This window comes from Hymenobacter piscis, assembly GCF_018760735.1.
In the GTDB taxonomy this organism is placed as follows: domain Bacteria; phylum Bacteroidota; class Bacteroidia; order Cytophagales; family Hymenobacteraceae; genus Hymenobacter; species Hymenobacter piscis.
In genome coordinates, this window is the sequence record NZ_JAHHZN010000010.1 from 130,011 (window position 1) to 147,528 (window position 17,518).

At 67.6% G+C, this 17,518-nt stretch carries 8 protein-coding genes; 5 read left to right on the plus strand and 3 right to left on the minus strand.

The window, feature by feature from the left end; all coding sequences use genetic code 11:
* Positions 1 to 180: 180 nt before the first annotated feature.
* The 5 genes from KLP40_RS12560 to KLP40_RS21425 all read left to right on the plus strand — a co-directional run bounded on the left by KLP40_RS12560 (position 181) and on the right by KLP40_RS21425 (position 11,590).
* Entirely contained in the window at positions 181 to 1,383 is a 1,203-nt protein-coding gene (locus tag KLP40_RS12560) for an MFS transporter (protein WP_246558809.1), read from the plus strand.
* A gap of 153 nt (positions 1,384 to 1,536) precedes the next feature.
* Entirely contained in the window at positions 1,537 to 3,567 is a 2,031-nt protein-coding gene (locus KLP40_RS12565; RefSeq protein ID WP_215594132.1) for a DUF3857 domain-containing protein, read from the plus strand.
* 170 nt (positions 3,568 to 3,737) lie between these two features.
* Entirely contained in the window at positions 3,738 to 5,786 is a 2,049-nt protein-coding gene (locus KLP40_RS12570; protein ID WP_215594133.1) for a DUF3857 domain-containing protein, read from the plus strand.
* Entirely contained in the window at positions 5,786 to 7,750 is a 1,965-nt protein-coding gene (locus KLP40_RS12575; RefSeq protein ID WP_215594134.1) for a DUF3857 domain-containing protein, read from the plus strand. Before KLP40_RS12570 ends, KLP40_RS12575 begins: the two co-directional genes overlap by 1 nt.
* Positions 7,751 to 8,008: 258 nt before the next feature.
* Positions 8,009 to 11,590, plus strand: coding sequence for a reprolysin-like metallopeptidase (locus tag KLP40_RS21425; protein ID WP_215594135.1), 3,582 nt, complete (start codon positions 8,009 to 8,011; stop codon positions 11,588 to 11,590).
* A 195-nt stretch (positions 11,591 to 11,785) separates the two neighbouring features.
* Here KLP40_RS21425 and KLP40_RS12585 read toward each other — a convergent pair whose 3' ends face one another.
* The 3 genes from KLP40_RS12585 to KLP40_RS12595 form a co-directional block, all read right to left on the minus strand.
* Positions 11,786 to 13,912, minus strand: coding sequence for a helix-hairpin-helix domain-containing protein (locus KLP40_RS12585; protein ID WP_246558811.1), 2,127 nt, complete (start codon positions 13,910 to 13,912; stop codon positions 11,786 to 11,788).
* Positions 13,913 to 13,968: 56 nt separating this feature from the next.
* Positions 13,969 to 14,871 (minus strand): hypothetical protein, encoded by a 903-nt coding sequence (locus KLP40_RS12590; RefSeq protein WP_215594137.1) that lies wholly within the window; start codon positions 14,869 to 14,871, stop codon positions 13,969 to 13,971.
* A gap of 183 nt (positions 14,872 to 15,054) precedes the next feature.
* Positions 15,055 to 17,361, minus strand: a complete 2,307-nt coding sequence (locus KLP40_RS12595) for a S46 family peptidase (protein ID WP_215594138.1) — start codon at positions 17,359 to 17,361, stop codon at positions 15,055 to 15,057.
* Positions 17,362 to 17,518 lie beyond the last annotated feature (157 nt).

Consider the following 17,518-nt stretch of genomic DNA (forward strand, 5'->3'; position numbering starts at 1 on the left):
TTAGCTACTCAGCAGGCCGCGTAAAGCCCGCTACCCCGCCTTCGGTTTGCAACGTGATGCCCCTTCCCGCGGCTCGTTCCGGCTTCCCGGCAAGGCCCCGGCCCTCGGGGCGGAGTGGCGAGATTAATCCGCCCCCGGATGCGGGCGGGCGGGCTTGGCCGGGTTACCTTTGCGGCCGCAATGCCCCTTACCACCTCCCCCGCTCCGGCCCGCGTGTACACCCTCGGCTTCTGGCTGATGTGTTTGTCGTCGCTCCTGTTTTTCATGAGCTTCAACATGCTCCTGCCCGAGCTGCCCGACTACCTCACCCGGTTGGGCGGGGGCGAGTACAAGGGCTTCATCATTGCCCTGTTCACGCTCACGGCCGGCCTCTCGCGCCCCTTCTCGGGCAAGCTGGCCGACACCGTGGGGCGGATTCCGGTGATGGTGTTCGGGTCCCTGGTCTGCTTTATCTGCGGCTTCTTTTACCCGTTTACGGCCACCGTGGCCGCGTTCATGGGCCTGCGGCTGCTCCACGGCTTCAGCACCGGCTTCAAGCCCACCGGCACGGCCGCCTTCATTGCCGATATCATTCCGCTCGAACGGCGCGGCGAGGCCATGGGCCTGCTGGGCGTGGCGGGCTCGGTGGGCATGGCCGCCGGCCCCATGCTGGGTTCCTGGCTGGCCCTGCATTTCTCCCTCAACACCATGTTCTACTGCTCCTCGGGCCTGGCCCTGCTGAGCCTGATCGTGCAGGGCACCATGACGGAAACCCTGCCCCGGGCCCAGCGGCAGCGCTTTAGCTGGCGGCTGCTGCGCATTGAGAGCTGGGACGAAGTGTTTGAGCCCCGGGTGCTGGCCCCGGCCCTGGTCACGCTGCTGTGCCTGTTCCCGTTCGGGGCGGTGCTCACCGTCATCCCCGACCAAAGCCGGGTGCTGGGGTTGCTCGGCGAAGACAAGGGCCTGTTCTACACCTGCTACACCGGGGCTTCGCTGGTGGTGCGGCTGCTGGCCGGGCGCACTTCCGACCGCTACGGCCGCGTGCCGGTGCTCATCGGCTCCGCGCTGGTGATTGTGGCGGCGCTGACGGTGCTGGCGCTGGCGCAGTCGGCCCCGGTATTTCTGGCCGGGGCCGTGCTGTTCGGGCTGGGCACGGGCCTGAACTCGCCCACGCTCTACGCCTGGACGGTGGACCTGAGCCACCCCGAGCGGCGCGGCCGGGCCGTGGCCACCATGTACATTGCCCTGGAAGCCGGTATCGGGCTGGGGGCTCTGCTGGCGGGCTGGGTGTTTGCCAACGAGCCCGCCCGCCTGCCCTTCGTGCACGGCCTGAGCGCGCTCAGCGTCCTGACGGGCCTGGGGTATCTGCTGGTGCTGCGCCGGCGCCGGGCCCGGACGGCGTAAGCCGCGCGCTTCGGTACCGACGGGCTTACGGGCAAACCGGGCCGCCCGGCCCGGTCGCGGGCCGGCTTTTGTCTTACCCGCGGAAGACCGTATCTTTCGACCTGAATGGTATCCTGCCCGCTCATGCGGGCCGACTTTACTTTCTTTATTTCCGTGGCTTCTTTTAACTCTCTGCCGGCGTGGGCGCTGGCCTTATGCACTGGCTGGCTGCTGACCCTCACGGCCCAGGCCCAGGACGCTCCTCTCCGCTTTGGCAGGCTCGATGCCCGGGAGGCCGCCGCCCTGCTGGCCGTACCCACCCCCAATTCCGCCGCCGCCGAAGTGCTCTGCGACTTTGGCCAGTCGACCATCCAGGGCAAAACCGAGGGCTTCGAGCTCCGGTTTGAGCGCACGGCCCGCCTGCTGATCCGCCGCCAGGCCGGCTACGAGCACGCCACCGTGCGGGTGCTGCTCTACCACGATCAGAAAGGCAGCCGGGAGCAGATCCGCCAGCTCAAGGGCTTCACTTACAACCTCACCAATGGCACGCTCAGCAAGGAGCCGCTGCGCACCGAGGCCGTGTTCAGCCGCAAGGTAGACGAGCGGCTGGATGAGTACGCCTTCACCCTGCCCAACGTGCGCGAGGGCTCCATCGTGGAGTTCACCTACGTGCTCATCTCCCCCTTTCTCTTCAACCTTCAGGACTGGCAGTTCCAGGGGGCTATTCCCGTGCGCTGGAGTGAGTATCGCACCAGTATTCCCAGTTTTTACCGCTACAAAGAGTTGAGCCGGACTTACTGGCCCTTCGACGTAAATGAAACCGGCACCAAGCCCTACACCACTCTGTATCGGGAGAACATGCATAGCCTGAATGGGAATTTACCAACGGGCAGCAATAGCACCTATACTATCGATACCAAGGCCCTCACGCGCCGGTGGGTGCTGAAAAACCTGCCCGCGTTCCATACCGAGCCGTTCATGACTACGGAGCGCGACTACCTGAGCCGGGTGGATTTTGAGCTGGAGCGCATTCAGTTCAGCGAGCAGCAGGCGCCGCAGTTTATTGCGGGCAGCTGGGCCGAAATTGAAAAAGAGCTACTGGAAGAGGAAGGCTTCGGCCAGTACCTGCGGGCCACCACCCCCCTGAGCACGGCCGCCGCCCCCCTGCGCACCCTCCCCGACCCGGCCGCCCGGGCCGCGGCCGTGCGGGAGCAGGTGCTGGCGGCCGTGGGCCACAACGGCACGACCGGCCTGCACGCCCGCCACCCGGCCAAGAAAGTGGTGGAACTGCGCCAGGGCAGCGCGGCCGAGGTCAACCTGCTGCTGGTGGCCGCCCTGCGCGCCGCCGGCCTGGAGGCCCAGCCCCTGCTGCTGAGCACCCGCTCCCACGGTAAAATCCAGACGGAGCTGCCCGTCGTCACCCAGTTCAACTACGTGGTGGCCCACGTGGCCCTGCCCGACGGCCAGCAACTGCTCCTCGATGCCACCGACGCCAGCCTGCCGCCCGCCCTGCTGCCCGCCAACTGCCTCAACGGCCAGGGCCGCCTGCTGGGCCCCGCGGGCCGGTGGGTCAACCTGACAACTGCCACTCCGCACCTTCTCTACACCCAGGCCCAACTTGCCCTGGCCCCCGATGGCAGCCTGCGCGGCGACATCCGCCAGGAATACGGTGGGTACGCGGCGGCGGAATTCCGGCTTCCCCTGCCCGAGCTGCGCAGGCACTGGCAGCAAACCCACCCCGACTGGGAAATCAATAAGGCCGAGGTGCTGGCCCAGGAAGCCCCGGGCCGCCCGGTGGCGCTGGGCGTGCAGGCCCACCTGCCGGGCGGTCCGGCCCCGGCCCCGACGCTTTACCTGCGCCCCATGCAGCAGCTCCTGGCTCTGAGCAACCCGTTCCGGGCCGCCGAGCGCCGCTATCCGGTCGATCTGGCCACGGCCCCGCGCACGGAATGCACCCTGGAGCTGACCCTGCCCCCCGGCTACGTGGCCGCCGAGCTGCCCGCCAATGTGCAGCTGGCGCTGCCGGCCAACGCCGGGCGCTTTTTCTACCACATCACCCGCACGGGCCCCGATAAGCTCACGGTTGTGGCCCGGCTTCAGCTAACGAAAACCTACTACTCGGCCTCGGAATACGCGGGCCTGCGGGAGTTTTACTCCCAGGCCCTGGCCAAACTGACGGAGCCGCTCGTTATTCAGCGGCCTTAAAACCGGCTGGCGTCGTTGCAGCTTGTCGAAAAAAACAGGATATTTCGGTTCCGACGCTCCGGCTTAGCATTGCTATTTTCTATCCTGCTTGTTTTTTACGCGTTCCGCGCACCAAGGCGAGAATAGCATTTTTCCTTTGAATTCTTTTTTCTATCCCTTCTCATTTTGCTATGAGTACACTCCTACTCCGCCGGTGGCTGCTGGCCGGTATCTGCAGCGGCGCTTCCATTTCCCTGGCCCAGGCCCAGGCCGACCCCATCAGGTTCGGCAAGATTGACGAGCGGGACCTGACCAGCCAGAACTTCCTGGCCGACAGCGCCGCCCCCGCCGTGGTGCTCTGCGACTTCGGGCGCTCCCGCTTCGATTACGCCGAAGGGGGCTTCCGGGTAATTTTTGAGCGCGTGACCCGCGTGAAAATCCTCAAGAAATCGGGCTACGACTACGCCACCGTGCAGGTCCCGCTCTACCACAAGGCCAACCGCGAGGAAAAGCTCACGGGCCTGAAAGGCTTTACCTATAACCTGGTGAACGGGCAGGTGGTCAAGGAAAAGCTCAACGCCGACGCCATTTTCCGCGAGGAAAGCAGCCCCAACGTGAGCGTGCGCAAATTTACCCTGCCCAACGTGCGGGTCGGCTCGGTGGTGGAATACGCCTACACGGTGGCCTCCGAGTTCGTCTTTAACTTCCAGGACTGGACCTTTCAGTCGGATGTTCCGGTGCGCTGGAGCGAGTACCGGGCCGCCATTCCGGAGTACTTTGATTACAACATGCTCATGCAGGGCTACGAGCCGCTGGAGGTGCAGGAGAAGGCCGATGCCGTTACCCAATACACCATCCGCTGGTCGTCGACCCTGACGCCGGGCGTGGGCGGCGGGCGCGAGTCGGGCGGCTCGGAGGTAGTTACCCCGCGCGTGACCAACTACCGCTGGGCCATGAAGGACGTACCCGCCCTGCGCGAGGAGCCCTACATGACCACCACCGCCGACTACCTGTCCAAAATCGACTTCGAGCTGGCCGGCACCAAATGGCCCAACGAAGCCTACAAGCCGGTAGCCGGCTCCTGGACCAAAATTGACGAAGAGCTGCTCAACGACGACAACTTCGGCGGGCAGCTCAACCGGGGTGGCTTCCTCAAGGAGCAGCTCACGCCCCTGCTGGCCAACACCACCGACCCCGCCGCCCGCGTGGCCGCCATCCACGACCTGGTGCGGCGCAGCGTCAGGCACAACGGCAACAACGGCGTGGTGGCCGGCAGCTCCATCCGCCGCGCCTACGACCAGAAAAGCGGCTCCGCGGCCGATGTAAACCTGCTGCTGATTGCGGCCCTGCGCGAGGCCGGCTTCACGGCCAACCCCGTGGTGCTGAGCACCCGCGGCCACGGCCGCCTGCAAACCAACGTGCCCCTGAGCAGCCGCTTCAACTACGTGCTGGCCCACGTGGCCCTGCCCGGGGGCAAGGAGATGCTGGTCGACGCCACCGAAGAGCTGGCGCCCTGCGGCCTGCTGCCCTACCACTGCCTCAACGGCACGGCCCGCCTGATTCTGCCCCGGGGCCAGGAGTCGCGCTGGATTGAGCTGGCGCCCAACGACCGGTTCCTGTCCTACCGCCAGATCAACCTGACCGTGGACGAGAAGGGCGGCGTCAGCGGCAAGGTGCACCAGGAGCACGGCGGCTACCTGGCCCTGATGCAGCGCGAGAAGCTGCGCAAGCTGGGCGAGAAGAAGTACATCGAGGAGCTGGCCACCAACCACGAAGGCTGGAACATTCCCCAGTACACCTTCAAGGAGCGCGACGCCCTGCACAAACCCCTCACCCTGGACTATGAGTTTGCCAGCGCCGGCGGCGAGGCCCCGGCCGGTACCATCTACCTCAACCCCCTGCGCGACTTCGGCACCGACAAAAACCCCTTTCTGCACGAAAACCGCCGCTTCCCGGTGGATTTCGGGGCCAAGTTCGATGAAACCGTGATGGTATCCCTGACCCTGCCTGCCGGCTACGAGCCGGAAGAGCTGCCCAAGGGGTTGGTGATGGAGCTGCCCGAGGGGGGCGGCCGCTTCACCTACGGCGTGCAGCAAGGCCCCCTGGGCCTGCAGATTGTGAGCCGCATGAGCCTGAGCCGGCCCGTGTACTCGGCCGAGGAATACGCCTACCTGCGCGAGTTTTTCGCCCGCATGATGGCCAAGCAGAGCGAACAGCTGGTACTCAAGAAGAAAGTGTAATGGCCGCGCTGCTCTCCTCCTCCTCCTTCCGCGTGCTGCTGCTGGTGCTGGCCGCCGCGGCCGCGCCCCGGCCGGCCGGCGCCGGTCCCGCCCCCAGGTACGCCGTAGCCGATTTGCCGGCCGCCCTGCGCGAAAACGCCCACGCCGTGGTGCGCCAGCAGCAGGAAGCCCTGGTGGTGAAATCGGTGGGGCGCACGGTGGAAACCACCCGCCGGGCCGTCACCATTCTCGACGAAGCCGGCAGCCGCTGGGCCTCGGAGCTGGTGTACTACAGCTCCCTGAACACCATCAGCTACTTCCGCGGGGCCGTGTACGACGCCACCGGCCGGCAACTGCGCCAGCTCCGCAGCCAGGACATCCGCGATATCAGCCTCTCCGACGGCTTCAGCCTGGCCACCGACGCCCGGGGCCGGGTGGCCGACCTGAGCCAGCCCACCTACCCCTACACGGTGGAGTTCGAGTACGAGGTGGTGTCGGCTAACCCGCTGTTTTACTCCACCTGGCGACCCCAGCCGGTGGAGCAGCTCAGCGTGGAGCAGGCCTCGTTCCGGGTCACGATGCCGGCCGGCCTGGCCCTGCGCTACCAGGAGCGGCAGCTGCCGGCCGGCGCGGCCCAGGCCAAAACCACCCAGGGCACCCAGGAAGTCTACGCCTGGGAAGTGCGCAACCTGCCGGCCCTGGAGGAGGAGCCCGACGGCCCGGCCGTGGGCGAGCGGACGCCGAGCGTGTACACGGCCCCTTCCGAGTTTGAGGTGCAGGGCCACGCCGGCCAGCTCCGCAGCTGGGAAGACCTCAGCCGCTGGACCTACGAGCTCAACGCCGGCCGCGCCGACCTGCCCCCGGCCCTGGTGGCCGGCATGCAGGCCCTGGTGCAGGGCGAAACCGACGAGCGGGCCCGCATCCGGAAGGTGTACAAGTTTCTGCAGGCCAACACCCGCTACATCTCGGTGCAGCTGGGGCTGGGCGGCTGGCAGACCTTCCCGGCTTCGGCAGTGGCGGCCAACGGCTACGGCGACTGTAAGGCCCTGACCAACTACTGCCAGGCCCTGCTGGGGGCGGCCGGCATCCGGGCCCACGCGGCCCTGGTGCGCGCCGGCTCCGATGAGCAGGACATCCGCACCGCTTTCCCCAGCTCCCAGTTCAACCACGTGGTGCTGTGCGTGCCCCTCACCCAGCAGGCCCCCGCCGATACCGTGTGGCTGGAGTGCACCAGCCAGACCAACCCCTTCGGCTACATGGGCGGCTTCACGGGCAACCGCCACGCCCTGCTGCTGCTGCCCGAAGGCGGCCGGCTGATTCCGACGCCCCGCTACGGCGCCGCCGAAAACCGCCGCGAGCGGCACGCCGACGTGTTTCTGGACGCCAGCGGCAACGCCACGGCCACCCTGCGCACCCTGCGTACCGGCCTCGAGTACGACGGGGTGGCGGGCCTGCCCGGCCTGGAGCTGAGCGAGCAGAAGAAGTACATCGGCAACCGCCTGGCCCTGCCCAACTTCACCCTCAACAAGGTCTCGTTTCAGCCCCTGGCTCCCACGGCGGCCGTGCCCGGCCTCACCGAAACCCTCGCCCTGACCCTGCCCGGCCTAGCCCCGCCCAGCGGCCGGCGCGTGTTCCTGACGCCCAACCTGCTCAGCCGCCTGCCCGTGCCGGCCGCCTCGGTGGGGGCGCGCCAGTCGGAGGTGCGGCTCGACTACGCTTTCACCCAGCTCGACACCATTCAGCTGCACCTGCCCGCCAGCCTCCGGCCCGAGCAGCTGCCCGCTCCGGTGCAGCTCACTACTGCCTTCGGCACCTACTCCAGCCAGCTCCAGGCCCTGCCCGACGGCACCCTGCGCTACATCCGGCGGCTGGAAATGCCGCGCACCCGCTTCAGCGCCTCCGAGTACCCGGCCTACCTGGAGTTCCGCCGCAAAGTGAGTGCCGCCGACAAAGCTCAGCTCGTGCTGCTCAAAACCGACGCCTGAAGCAGCTGGCCCGACGCACCCAGTGACCGGAAATGCCCGTTTCTCCTCGAGTGAAACGGGCATTTCCGGTCACTGGGTGCGCCGTCGGGGGCCGCTTGACAGGGCAGGTACGGGCGGACGTACGGTACCTGCCCTCCGGTTGCTTCGCCGCCGCCGGAATATCGGCCGAACTGGCAAAACGTCTATCTTGGGGTTTCTAATCCGACTCCCCGGCGAGTGGGTTCTCCGGATGGGTTTCCAGCTTTTCTTCTACTGCGCATGCGAGTATTTTCTACGTTGATTTTCCGGGGTTTGCGGCCCTGGCTAACGGTGCTGACCCTGGCGGCGGCCCCCGGGCTGTCGGCCCGGGCCCAGCGCGTGCTCTGGTCCGAAGCGGCGGCGCTGTCTACCGCGGCCCGGCCCGCGGCCCCGGCCCTGACTTACTACCGGGCCGTGGAGTTTCAGCTGGCCGCCGTGCGCGACGTGCTGGGCAACGCCCCGGCGGAACGGGCGGCCCCTGCTGCCCGGGCGCTGGCCCCCGTTATCAGCCTGCCCCTGCCCGATGGCCGCTCCCAGCGCTTCCGGGTGGAGCAGGTGCCGGTGCTGGCCCCGGCCCTGGCCGCCCGCTACCCCGCCCTGCGCACCTACCGGGCCCAGGGCCTCGACGACCCCACGGCCACCGCCCGCCTGGACATCACGCCCGCCGGGTTCCACGCCCAGATTCTGGCCCCCGGCTCCACGGTCTACATCGACCCGGCCGCGCCGGGCAGCGCCACCCACCTCGTGTTTGAGCGCCAAGCCATGCACCGGCCGCCCTTCGTGTGCGCCGTAGCGGCCCCGGCCGAGGCCAGGCTGGCCGACGAGCTGCGGCCGCCGGCCGCGCGGGCGGCCGCTCACGGTGCCACCCTGCGCACCTACCGCCTGGCCCTGGCCTGCACCGGCGAGTACGCAGCCTTCCACGGCGGCACCCGGGCCGGCGCCCTGGCCGCCATCACCACCTCCATCAACCGGGTGAGCGGCATTTACGAGCGGGAGCTGGCCGTGCGCCTGGTGCTGGTGGCCAACAACGACGCGCTGGTATTCCTCGACCCGGACACCGACCCCTACTCCAACGACGACGGGGAGGCCATGCTGGAGGAAAACCAGACGACCGTGGACCAGCTCATCGGGCCGGCCAACTACGACATCGGCCACGTGTTCAGCACCGGGGGCGGGGGCATTGCCCAGCGGCCCGCCGTGTGCATCGAAGGCAAAGCCAAGGGCGTCACGGGCCTCAACCAGCCCGTGGGCGACGCCTTCGACGTGGACTACGTAGCCCACGAAATGGGCCACCAGTTCGGGGCCGACCACACCTTCAACAGCCAGACCGGGGCCTGCGGGGGCGGTAACCGCGAGCCGGGCTCGGCTTACGAGCCGGGCTCGGGCACCACCATCATGGCCTACGCGGGCATCTGCGGGGCCGACAACATCCAGCCCAGCTCCGACGCTTACTTCCACTCCCGCAGCCTCGACCAGATGGTGGCCCACATTACCGGCGACGGGAACTGCGCCGTGAGTACGCCCACCGGCAACACTCCGCCGGTAGTGAATGCCGGCCGCAGCTACGCCATTCCCCTGGGTACGCCCTTCGTGCTGACGGGCTCCGCCACCGACGCCAACGCCGACGCCCTGACCTACGTCTGGGAGCAGTACAACCGGGGGCCGGCCGGCGGGCCGAACGCGCCCGTGGGCGACGCCCCGCTCTTCCGCTCCTTTCCCCCCACGCCCAGCCCCAGCCGCACGTTTCCCCGCCTGGCCAACGTGCTCAGCAACACCCAGACCATTGGCGAGCGGCTGCCCACCTACGGCCGCCGCCTGATTTTCCGCCTCGTGGCCCGCGACAACCGGGCCGGGGGCGGGGGCACCGCCTACGACTCCGTGCAGGTAGTGGCCGTGGCCAACACCGGGCCCTTCGTGGTGACTTCTCCCAACACGGCCACCACCTGGGTGGCCGACGCCCCCCAGCAGGTTTCCTGGAGCGTGGCCAACACCACCCAGGCCCCCATCAGCGCCGCCACCGTGGACCTGCTGCTCTCCACCGACGGGGGCCTGACCTACCCCACCACCCTGCTGGCGGCCACCCCCAACGACGGCAGCCAGACCCTGACCCTGCCCGCCGGCGTGGCCGCCACCACCCGGGCCCGCCTGCGGGTGCAGGCCAGCGGGGGCATTTTCTTCGACGTATCGGACCAGAATTTCACCATCGAAGTCCCCACCGGCCCCACGTTCTACCTCCAGGGTCCGGGCGGGACGGCCGGCTCGCTCTCGTTCTGCGCCGGCAGCGCGGGGGGCACGCTGGCCCTGACCGTAGGTCAGTTGCAGGGCTTTAGCGGGCCGGTTACGCTCACGGCGCCCAACCTGCCGGCCGGCGTCACGGTCAGCTTTGCCAGCGCCACGGTAGCGGCCGGGGCGGGTACCACGGCCACCATCAGCGCGGCGGCGGGCACGGCGGCGGGCTCCTACACGCTGGTCCTGACGGGCACCAGCGGCGGCACCATCCGCACCCTGGAAGTACCGCTCACCATCCGGCCCAGCGCCACCCAGGCTCCGGCCCTGACGGCGCCCACAGCGGGTACCACCACCGGGCTGCGGCCCCGCCTGACGTGGAGCGCCGTTGCCAACGCCACCGGCTACGAGGTGCAGCTGGCCACCAATGCCGCCTTCACAGCTGGCCTCCAGACCTCCAGCAACGTGCCAGGCACCAGCTTCACGCCCCTCCGGGAACTCCTGCCCGCCACCACCTACTACGGGCGGGTACGGGCCCTGAGTGCCTGCGGAGCCGGGCCGTACTCGGCTGTGGTATCGTTCCTGACGGATGCGCAGGTGTGCCGGACATTCGCGGGCGCCAGCCTGCCCCAGCCTATTCCGGCCGGCACCAGGCCCATTCTGACCTCGGTTATCAGCGTAACCGATGCCAACCGCGTCTCGAATATCCGCATCCGCGACCTGGACCTGACTCACGACGAGCTCAGCGACCTGGAAATTTCCCTGACCAACCCCGCCGGCCGGCGCGTGGTGGTGTACCCGCGCCAGTGCGCGGGGTCGGGCACGTTGCGGGTCAGCTTCGATGACGGGGCGGCGGCGGCCCTTACCTGCCCCGTGACGGCGGGCGCCACGGTGCGCCCGGCCACCTCCTTCGCCGACCTGCTGGGCGCCCCGGCCACCGGCAACTGGACGCTCACCATTGCCGATAACAACGCCAACAACGGCGGCACTTTCCGGGGCTGGACCCTGGAGCTCTGCACCCTGAATGCCCTGCCGGAACCCCCGGTTTCGCTCACGGCCCTGGCCCCCGCCACCAAGCCCGCTACCGCCGCCCTCGACCTGCTCTGGGTAGATAAGGCCGACAACGAAACGGGCTTCGAGGTGGAGCGGTCCAGCGGGGGCAGCACCGCCTTCGCGCGCATTGCCACCCTGCCCGCCAACACCACCTTCTACACCGATAACGTTACGGCCAACGGCCAGTACTGCTACCGGGTGCGGGCCGTGAACACCGTCGGCCCCTCGGCCTACTCCAACGTGAGCTGCCAGACGGTAGCCGGCATTACCAGCGCGGGTGCGGCCGCCCTTCAATCCGCCGTCACGGTGGCCCCCAACCCCAGCTCCGGCCTCTTCCAGCTCACCATCGACACGCCTCAGCGCGGCAGCATGCAGCTGCGCGTGCTCGATGCCGTGGGCCGCGTGGTTTACGCCCGCACACTCCTCAAAACCGTCGGACAGCTGCAACTTCCCCTCGACCTGCGCGCCCTGCGCAGCGGCATCTATACCCTGCACCTGACCACCAATACCGGCCCGGCCATTGTCCGGCTGGTGAAGGAGTAGGGATTAGAACTTAGAGCTGAGAAATTAGAGCTTAGAAGTTAGAAAGCGTACGTCATCCTGAGCAGAGCGAAGGACCTTGTTACGTACTAACGACTCATTGAAACGATTGTCGTGCTACTGTGATAAGGTCCTTCGCTCCGCTCAGGATGACGTACGCTTTCTAACTTCTAAGCTCTAATTTCTCAGCTCTAAGTTCTAAAACCGGTACCGCAGCTGGGCTTTTACGTCGGAGCGGCGGTTGCCCTGGATTTCGTCGAGGCCGGAGCCGATGGTGGTCTGGTGGCGGTAGTGGGTATCGGCGTAGCGGAGCCAGAGCGTGAGGTGGCGGTTGAGGTCGAGCTGGGCCAGCACGTAGGTGCGGGTGCCCCGGCCGGAGAGCACCGGCACGGAGAAGGCGTAAAGCACGTCCTGTTCGAACACGTACTGGCGGGTGTCGTAGTCGTCGGTGTCGAAGAGGGCGTAGCGGGCCGAGAGGCGCAGGCGGCGCAGGGGCTGCACGGTCACGTCCTGGGCCAGCACGTAGCCGTGGCGGGCGGGGCCGCCGTCTTCGCGGTACTCGGTGCCCTGCACCCGGGTGCGCAGACTCAGCGCGGGCAGCGGGCTGCTGTCGTAGTAGAGCAGCAGGCTGCGGCGGCGGGTGGGCACGGGCAGCGGGGCGGGGCGCAGGGTATCGGCATCGTAGGGCTTGGTGCGCTGGCGCAGCTGGGCGTAGAGCAGGCTGGTTTTGCCGGGGCTGAAGGTCAGGCGCAGCAGCCAGTCGTGGCCCGCGCCGGGGGCCCCGGCCCGGTAGCGCAGCCACGGAAACCGGAACCGGTCGTAGTAGGCCGACACCTCCCAGCCGGACATGGGCCGCACCTTCAGGCCCAGGTAGAGCCCGCTTTCGTTGATGTTGCGCGAATTCTCCCCGAAGGCGTTGCCGTAAAGCGTGTGGAAGTCGCGGGCGTAGGCGCGGTGCAGCACCGACACATCCACGGTGGGCGCGAGGCTGGCCAGCAGCCCGTTCACGGTGCCCAGGCCGCCGCCCGAGCTGCGGGCCGTTTCGCCGAACAGCAGCAGGTTGCGCCACACGTAGCTGTAGTGCGCGCCCAGGGCCAGGTTATGGTCGCCCCGCAGCTCGTACTTATTATACAACTCGTCGCGGCGCTGCAGGGGCTTATCGAACCGGGTGTTGACGGCCGTCAGGCCCGCTTGCAGGTCGCCGCCGGGACTGGTGTACTGGGCGTGGCCCCCGAGCACGGTTTCCTGCAGGGCGGCCCGGTTGGCCAGCTCAGTGGGGGTGCGGTGCAGGCCGCTCAGCAGCAGGCCGGAAGTAAACTCGCTGAAATCGGCCAGCGAATCCCGGGCCTGCTGCCGGGAGGCATCCACGCGCCGGCGCGAACCAAAAGCCGTGACCCGCACCGTGGGCGTAAGAGCCACCGTGGCCGCCGCGCCCCGGAAAAACGAGTTTTCCAGCACCGAGGCATACGGCCGCACCCCCACCGAGCTGCGGCGCAGGGTGGTAATGGTTTCGGCCCCCTTGCCCACCACAAACCCCGACGACAAGAGCAGCCCCTGCCCGAATTGCAGCTGATAATCGCCCAGGGCCAGGGTTTTGAGGCGGCCCCGCTCCTGCACCACGAGGTGGGCGGAGTAGAAATCGGCCCCGTAGCGGCGGGTAGTAGGGTCCCAGGTGAGCTGCTCGCCGGCGTCCTTTTCGGCCGTGAAGCCCAGGCTGAAATCCCGGCTCCGGCTCACGCGGTAGCGCAGCAGCAGCTTGTCGGGCGAACCCAGGTAGCGGGTGGCGGGGCGGCCGGTGCGGGTGGTGTCGGCGGGGCCGTAGCCGGGGCGGCCCTGCACGGTGCGCTCGTAGCGCAGAAACAGGGCGTTGTTTTCCTCCTGCCGGATGCGCTGCCACAGGTTGCCTCGCGCCGCGTTGGGGTCAGCGTTGAGTACCGACACGAAGGGCGCCACGCGGTAGATGGTGCGCACATCGAAGCCCTCAATGCTTTGCAGTTCGTAGAGGCTCAGCAGCGGGCCGTTGAGCTGGCGGTGGTCGAGCAGGTGGGTAATCTGGGTTTCGGAGAGCAGCAGCAGGCTCCGCAGCTCGTCGCGGGTGGCGGCGTTGAGGTTGAGGGGCGTCTGGTAGTAGAGCAGCAGGGTTTCGTAGAGGTCCTCGTAGGGCACCTGGTCGCTCTGGATTTCGGCAAACAGCTCCTGGGTCAGCCGGTCCAGGTCGGGCACCGGGGGCCGCGGGTAGTCCTGGGCCTGCGTGGTTCCGGCCAGCAGCAGTAGCAGGCAGACGGTGGCGGTGGCCCGGACGCTAGTCTGCAGCCCTCTTTTCAAGATAGAAGCAAGTGCGCGGGCTGCGGACGGAAGTCCGGGCCACAGTTCCCGGGCCCTCATGGCTGGCCGGGTTTGGCCCACACGTAGGCGGCGCTCAGCTGCTGACTCAGGCCCAGGGTTTCGTGCCAGCCGGCGGCGTAGTCGATGCGGAAGGGGCCGGTGCGCAGGCCCACGCCGCCGGTGAGCTGGCTGGTGAGGGTGCTCAGGCCCGCCCGCAGCGCCAGGGCCGGCAGGGGCTGGTATTCGAGGCCGGCTTTGAAGTCGGCGTCCTGCTCCACGTCCTTTTCGGTTTCGACGAGCAGCAGCACTTTTTCGGCGGCCCGCCAGGCCAGGCCGGCCCGCAGCACGGTGGGCAGGCGCTCATCCTGGTAATCGGCGAGGCGGGCCTGGTTGAGGTTGTAGAGCGTGGCCCCGAAGGTGAGGCGGCGCGGAATCAGCTCGGCCTGCCCGCCCAGGGAAGCGGCCACCGCGCGGCGGCTGCCCAGGCCCTGGATGCTGGTTTGCAGCACCTCTACCCGCGCCCCCACCCGCACCGTGCCCAGCTGGTAGCCGTAGCCCAGGCCCAATTGCTGCTCCGCGTACAGCTTGCCCCCGAACCGCCGGGCCGAGAAGCCCACCGTGCCGTAGCGCGGCGCCTCCGCCCCGGCCGCGCCGCCCGCCGCCGGAGTTGCTGCCGGCGTAGCTTCGGCCCGCCGGTACCCGATGGGCACGGCCACCACCAGGGAGGCGGTGTTGAGGGCGGGCAGCAGGTAGCGGTTTTCGGCCCCCACGCCCACGGTTGGCTGGGCCAGCTGCCCCAGCACGGCCACGTTGGCGGCGCCGGCCCAGCCGTCGTCGGCCAGCACGCTGCCCATCTGGCCCAGGGCGGCCGAGCGGGCACCCCAGAGGCCGGGCCCCTGGGCGTGGGCGGCTGAGCAGGCGCCCAGCCACAGGGCCATCACCACGTATAGTTTTCTCATAAATAAGGGATAATAAGTTGACAGCATGGAATATAGCAACTACCCCACATTCCCGCAAGCCCCCACCTGAACGAGCCCCCCAAAAGCACCGGGCAACGAGCCGGAGCGGGCAGGCGGGATAAAAAAAGCCCCCGCTGCCGGGTGGCAGCGGGGGCTTGGAGAACCGGAAAAAGGCCCCTGAAGCTACCGCTTGGCCGCGTCCTTATCCTTTTTGCGCTTGATTTTGGTTTTGCCGCCCTTGTCGGTTTTCACCTTCATCTTTTCCACGTCGCCCATGTCGGCGTTCATGGTGCCGGTGATGGCCGAGGCGGGGCCGATGCCGGGGTTGGGCGCGCCGTTGACCAGCGTCATTTCATCGACGATGTGCTTGGCGCCGCCCAGCTTCTCAATGCACCAGAGCACGTAGCGGATGTCCACGTTGATGCAGCGCTTGAGGTCGGGGTCGTAGGCCAGGTCGCCGGTCATGGCTTCCCAGTTGCCGTCGAAGGCCACCCCGATCAGCTCCCCGCGGCCGTTGATGACGGGCGAGCCGGAGTTGCCGCCGGTGATGTCGTTATCGGTGATGAAGGCCACCGGCAGGTTGCCCTGCTTGTCGGCGTAGCGGCCGTAGTCCTTCATCTTGAGCAGCTCCAGCTCCTTTTGGGGCACCACGAACTCGGGGTTGGAGGCGTCTTCCTTCTCCAGAATGCCCTGGGCGGTGGTTTTGTAGTCGTAGTGCACGGCGTCGCGGCCGTCGTAGGGGCGCACGGTGCCGTAGCTCAGCCGGATGGTGGAGTTGGCGTCGGGCGAGTACACTTTCTGGGTGTTCTTCTCGCGCAGCGCGGCTACGTACAGGCGGTTGGCCCGGCCCAGGCCGGCCTGTGCCGCCTGGAGCTTGGGCAGAATGGTCTGCACGTAGTTCGTGTAGATGGACTGGTAGGTTTTGTAGGCCGGGTCGGCTTCCAGCCTGGCCAGGGAAGGGTTGGCCAGGAAGGCGTTGACCTTGGCCTCCGAGGTCAGGAAGGAGTTGCTGAACACGTAGTCGGCGTACTTGCTCATGGAGCCGCCGTACTGCTTCTGCACCAGCTGGAACACGTCGGGCTGCTGGTCCTGGGGCACGTCCTGCATGTAGAGGCCCAGCAGGGCGGCAAACACCTTCTGGTCGGTGGGGGCGCTGTAATCCTTGAAGTAGTCCTTCACCGATTCGCCCAGGCCCTCGGTGGCCTTGCTGATGGCCGCTTTATCGTTGCTTTTGAGGGCGGTGGCCAGGGGCATCATGCGGGCGGCCAGGGTAATGATTTCGGTGCCGAAGGCGCCTTCGTTCACGTACTGGGTGCTCAGGTTGTACTGGCGGATGCCGGCGTAGGCCTGGTTGATGTCGTTGAGGGCCGCGCCGTACTGCTGGCCCCGGCTCTGGTCCTGGGCAATCCACTGCAGCAGGGAGGCCTCCTCGGCTTTCTTGGCATCCACGGTTTTGAGGCGGTTCATGCCCTCATTCTGACCGATGAAGTACTTCCAGTAGTTGGCAATGTTGGCGTACTTGCTGGCGTACTGCAGGCGCAGGGCGGGGTTTTTGTCCATGTCGGCCTTCCAGAGCTTGAGTCGGGTATCGCGCAGCTTGATGCGGGCCGGGTTGGTCTGGTCGAGGGTGAGTTGGAGGCCGGCGGCGGGCAGAAAGCGCTGGGTGCGGCCGGGGAAGCCGAACACCATGGCGAAGTCGCCTTCGCTCACGCCCTGCAGGGCCACGGGCAGGTGCTTCTTGGGCACGTAGGGCACGTTGCCGTCCTGGGGGCCGGCGGTGGGCTTGTTGTTCTTGTCGGCGTACACGCGGAACATCGAGAAGTCGCCGGTGTGGCGGGGCCACATCCAGTTATCGGTGTCGCCCCCGAACTTGCCCACGGCTTCCGGCGGAGCGCCCACCAGGCGCACGTCGCCGAAGCGCTGGTAGATGAACAGGTAGTACTCGTTGCCCCCGAACATGTCGCGCACGTAGGCCACGTACTGGCCGTTTTCCTTGGCGTTGTCGGCCAGTTCGCGCTGGCGCTGCTGGATGGTGGCCAGGCGCTCGGCTTCGGGCGTGCTAGCCGTGAGGCCCTCGGTCATTTTGGCCGTCACGTCTTCCATGCGCACCAGAATATCCACGAACAGGCCGGGGTTCTTCTTTTCCTCGGCCTTGGTGGCGGCGAAGAAGCCGTCCTGCAGGATGTTGTTCTGGGGCGTGCTGTGGCTTTGCAGCGCGTCGTAGCCGCAGTGGTGGTTGGTGAGCATCAGGCCCTGGCTGCTCACGAACTCGCCGGTGCAGAAGCCCCCGAGCTGGACCACGGCATCCTTGAGGGAGGCGTTGTTGACGTCGTAAATTTCTTCGGCCGTCAGCTTGAGGCCCTTCTTCTGCATGTCGGCCTGGTTGAGGCGCTTGATGAAGAGCGGGAGCCACATACCCTCGTCGGCGTGGGCCGTGAGGGGCAGCAGCAGCGTTAGCAGCAGGGCTTTGGCCCAGTGGTTGGTGCGCATACGGATTGGAATGGGGTGGGAAATGGTACCGGCGAAGGTACGGAATTGTGTTCTGACGTCATTTCCGGCAGAGGGCGCGGTGTTTTTGCGGAAGGCGCAGTGCTGTTCAAAGAGCGACACTGCGCCTTCCGCGAAAACACCGCGCCCTGGGCGGGAA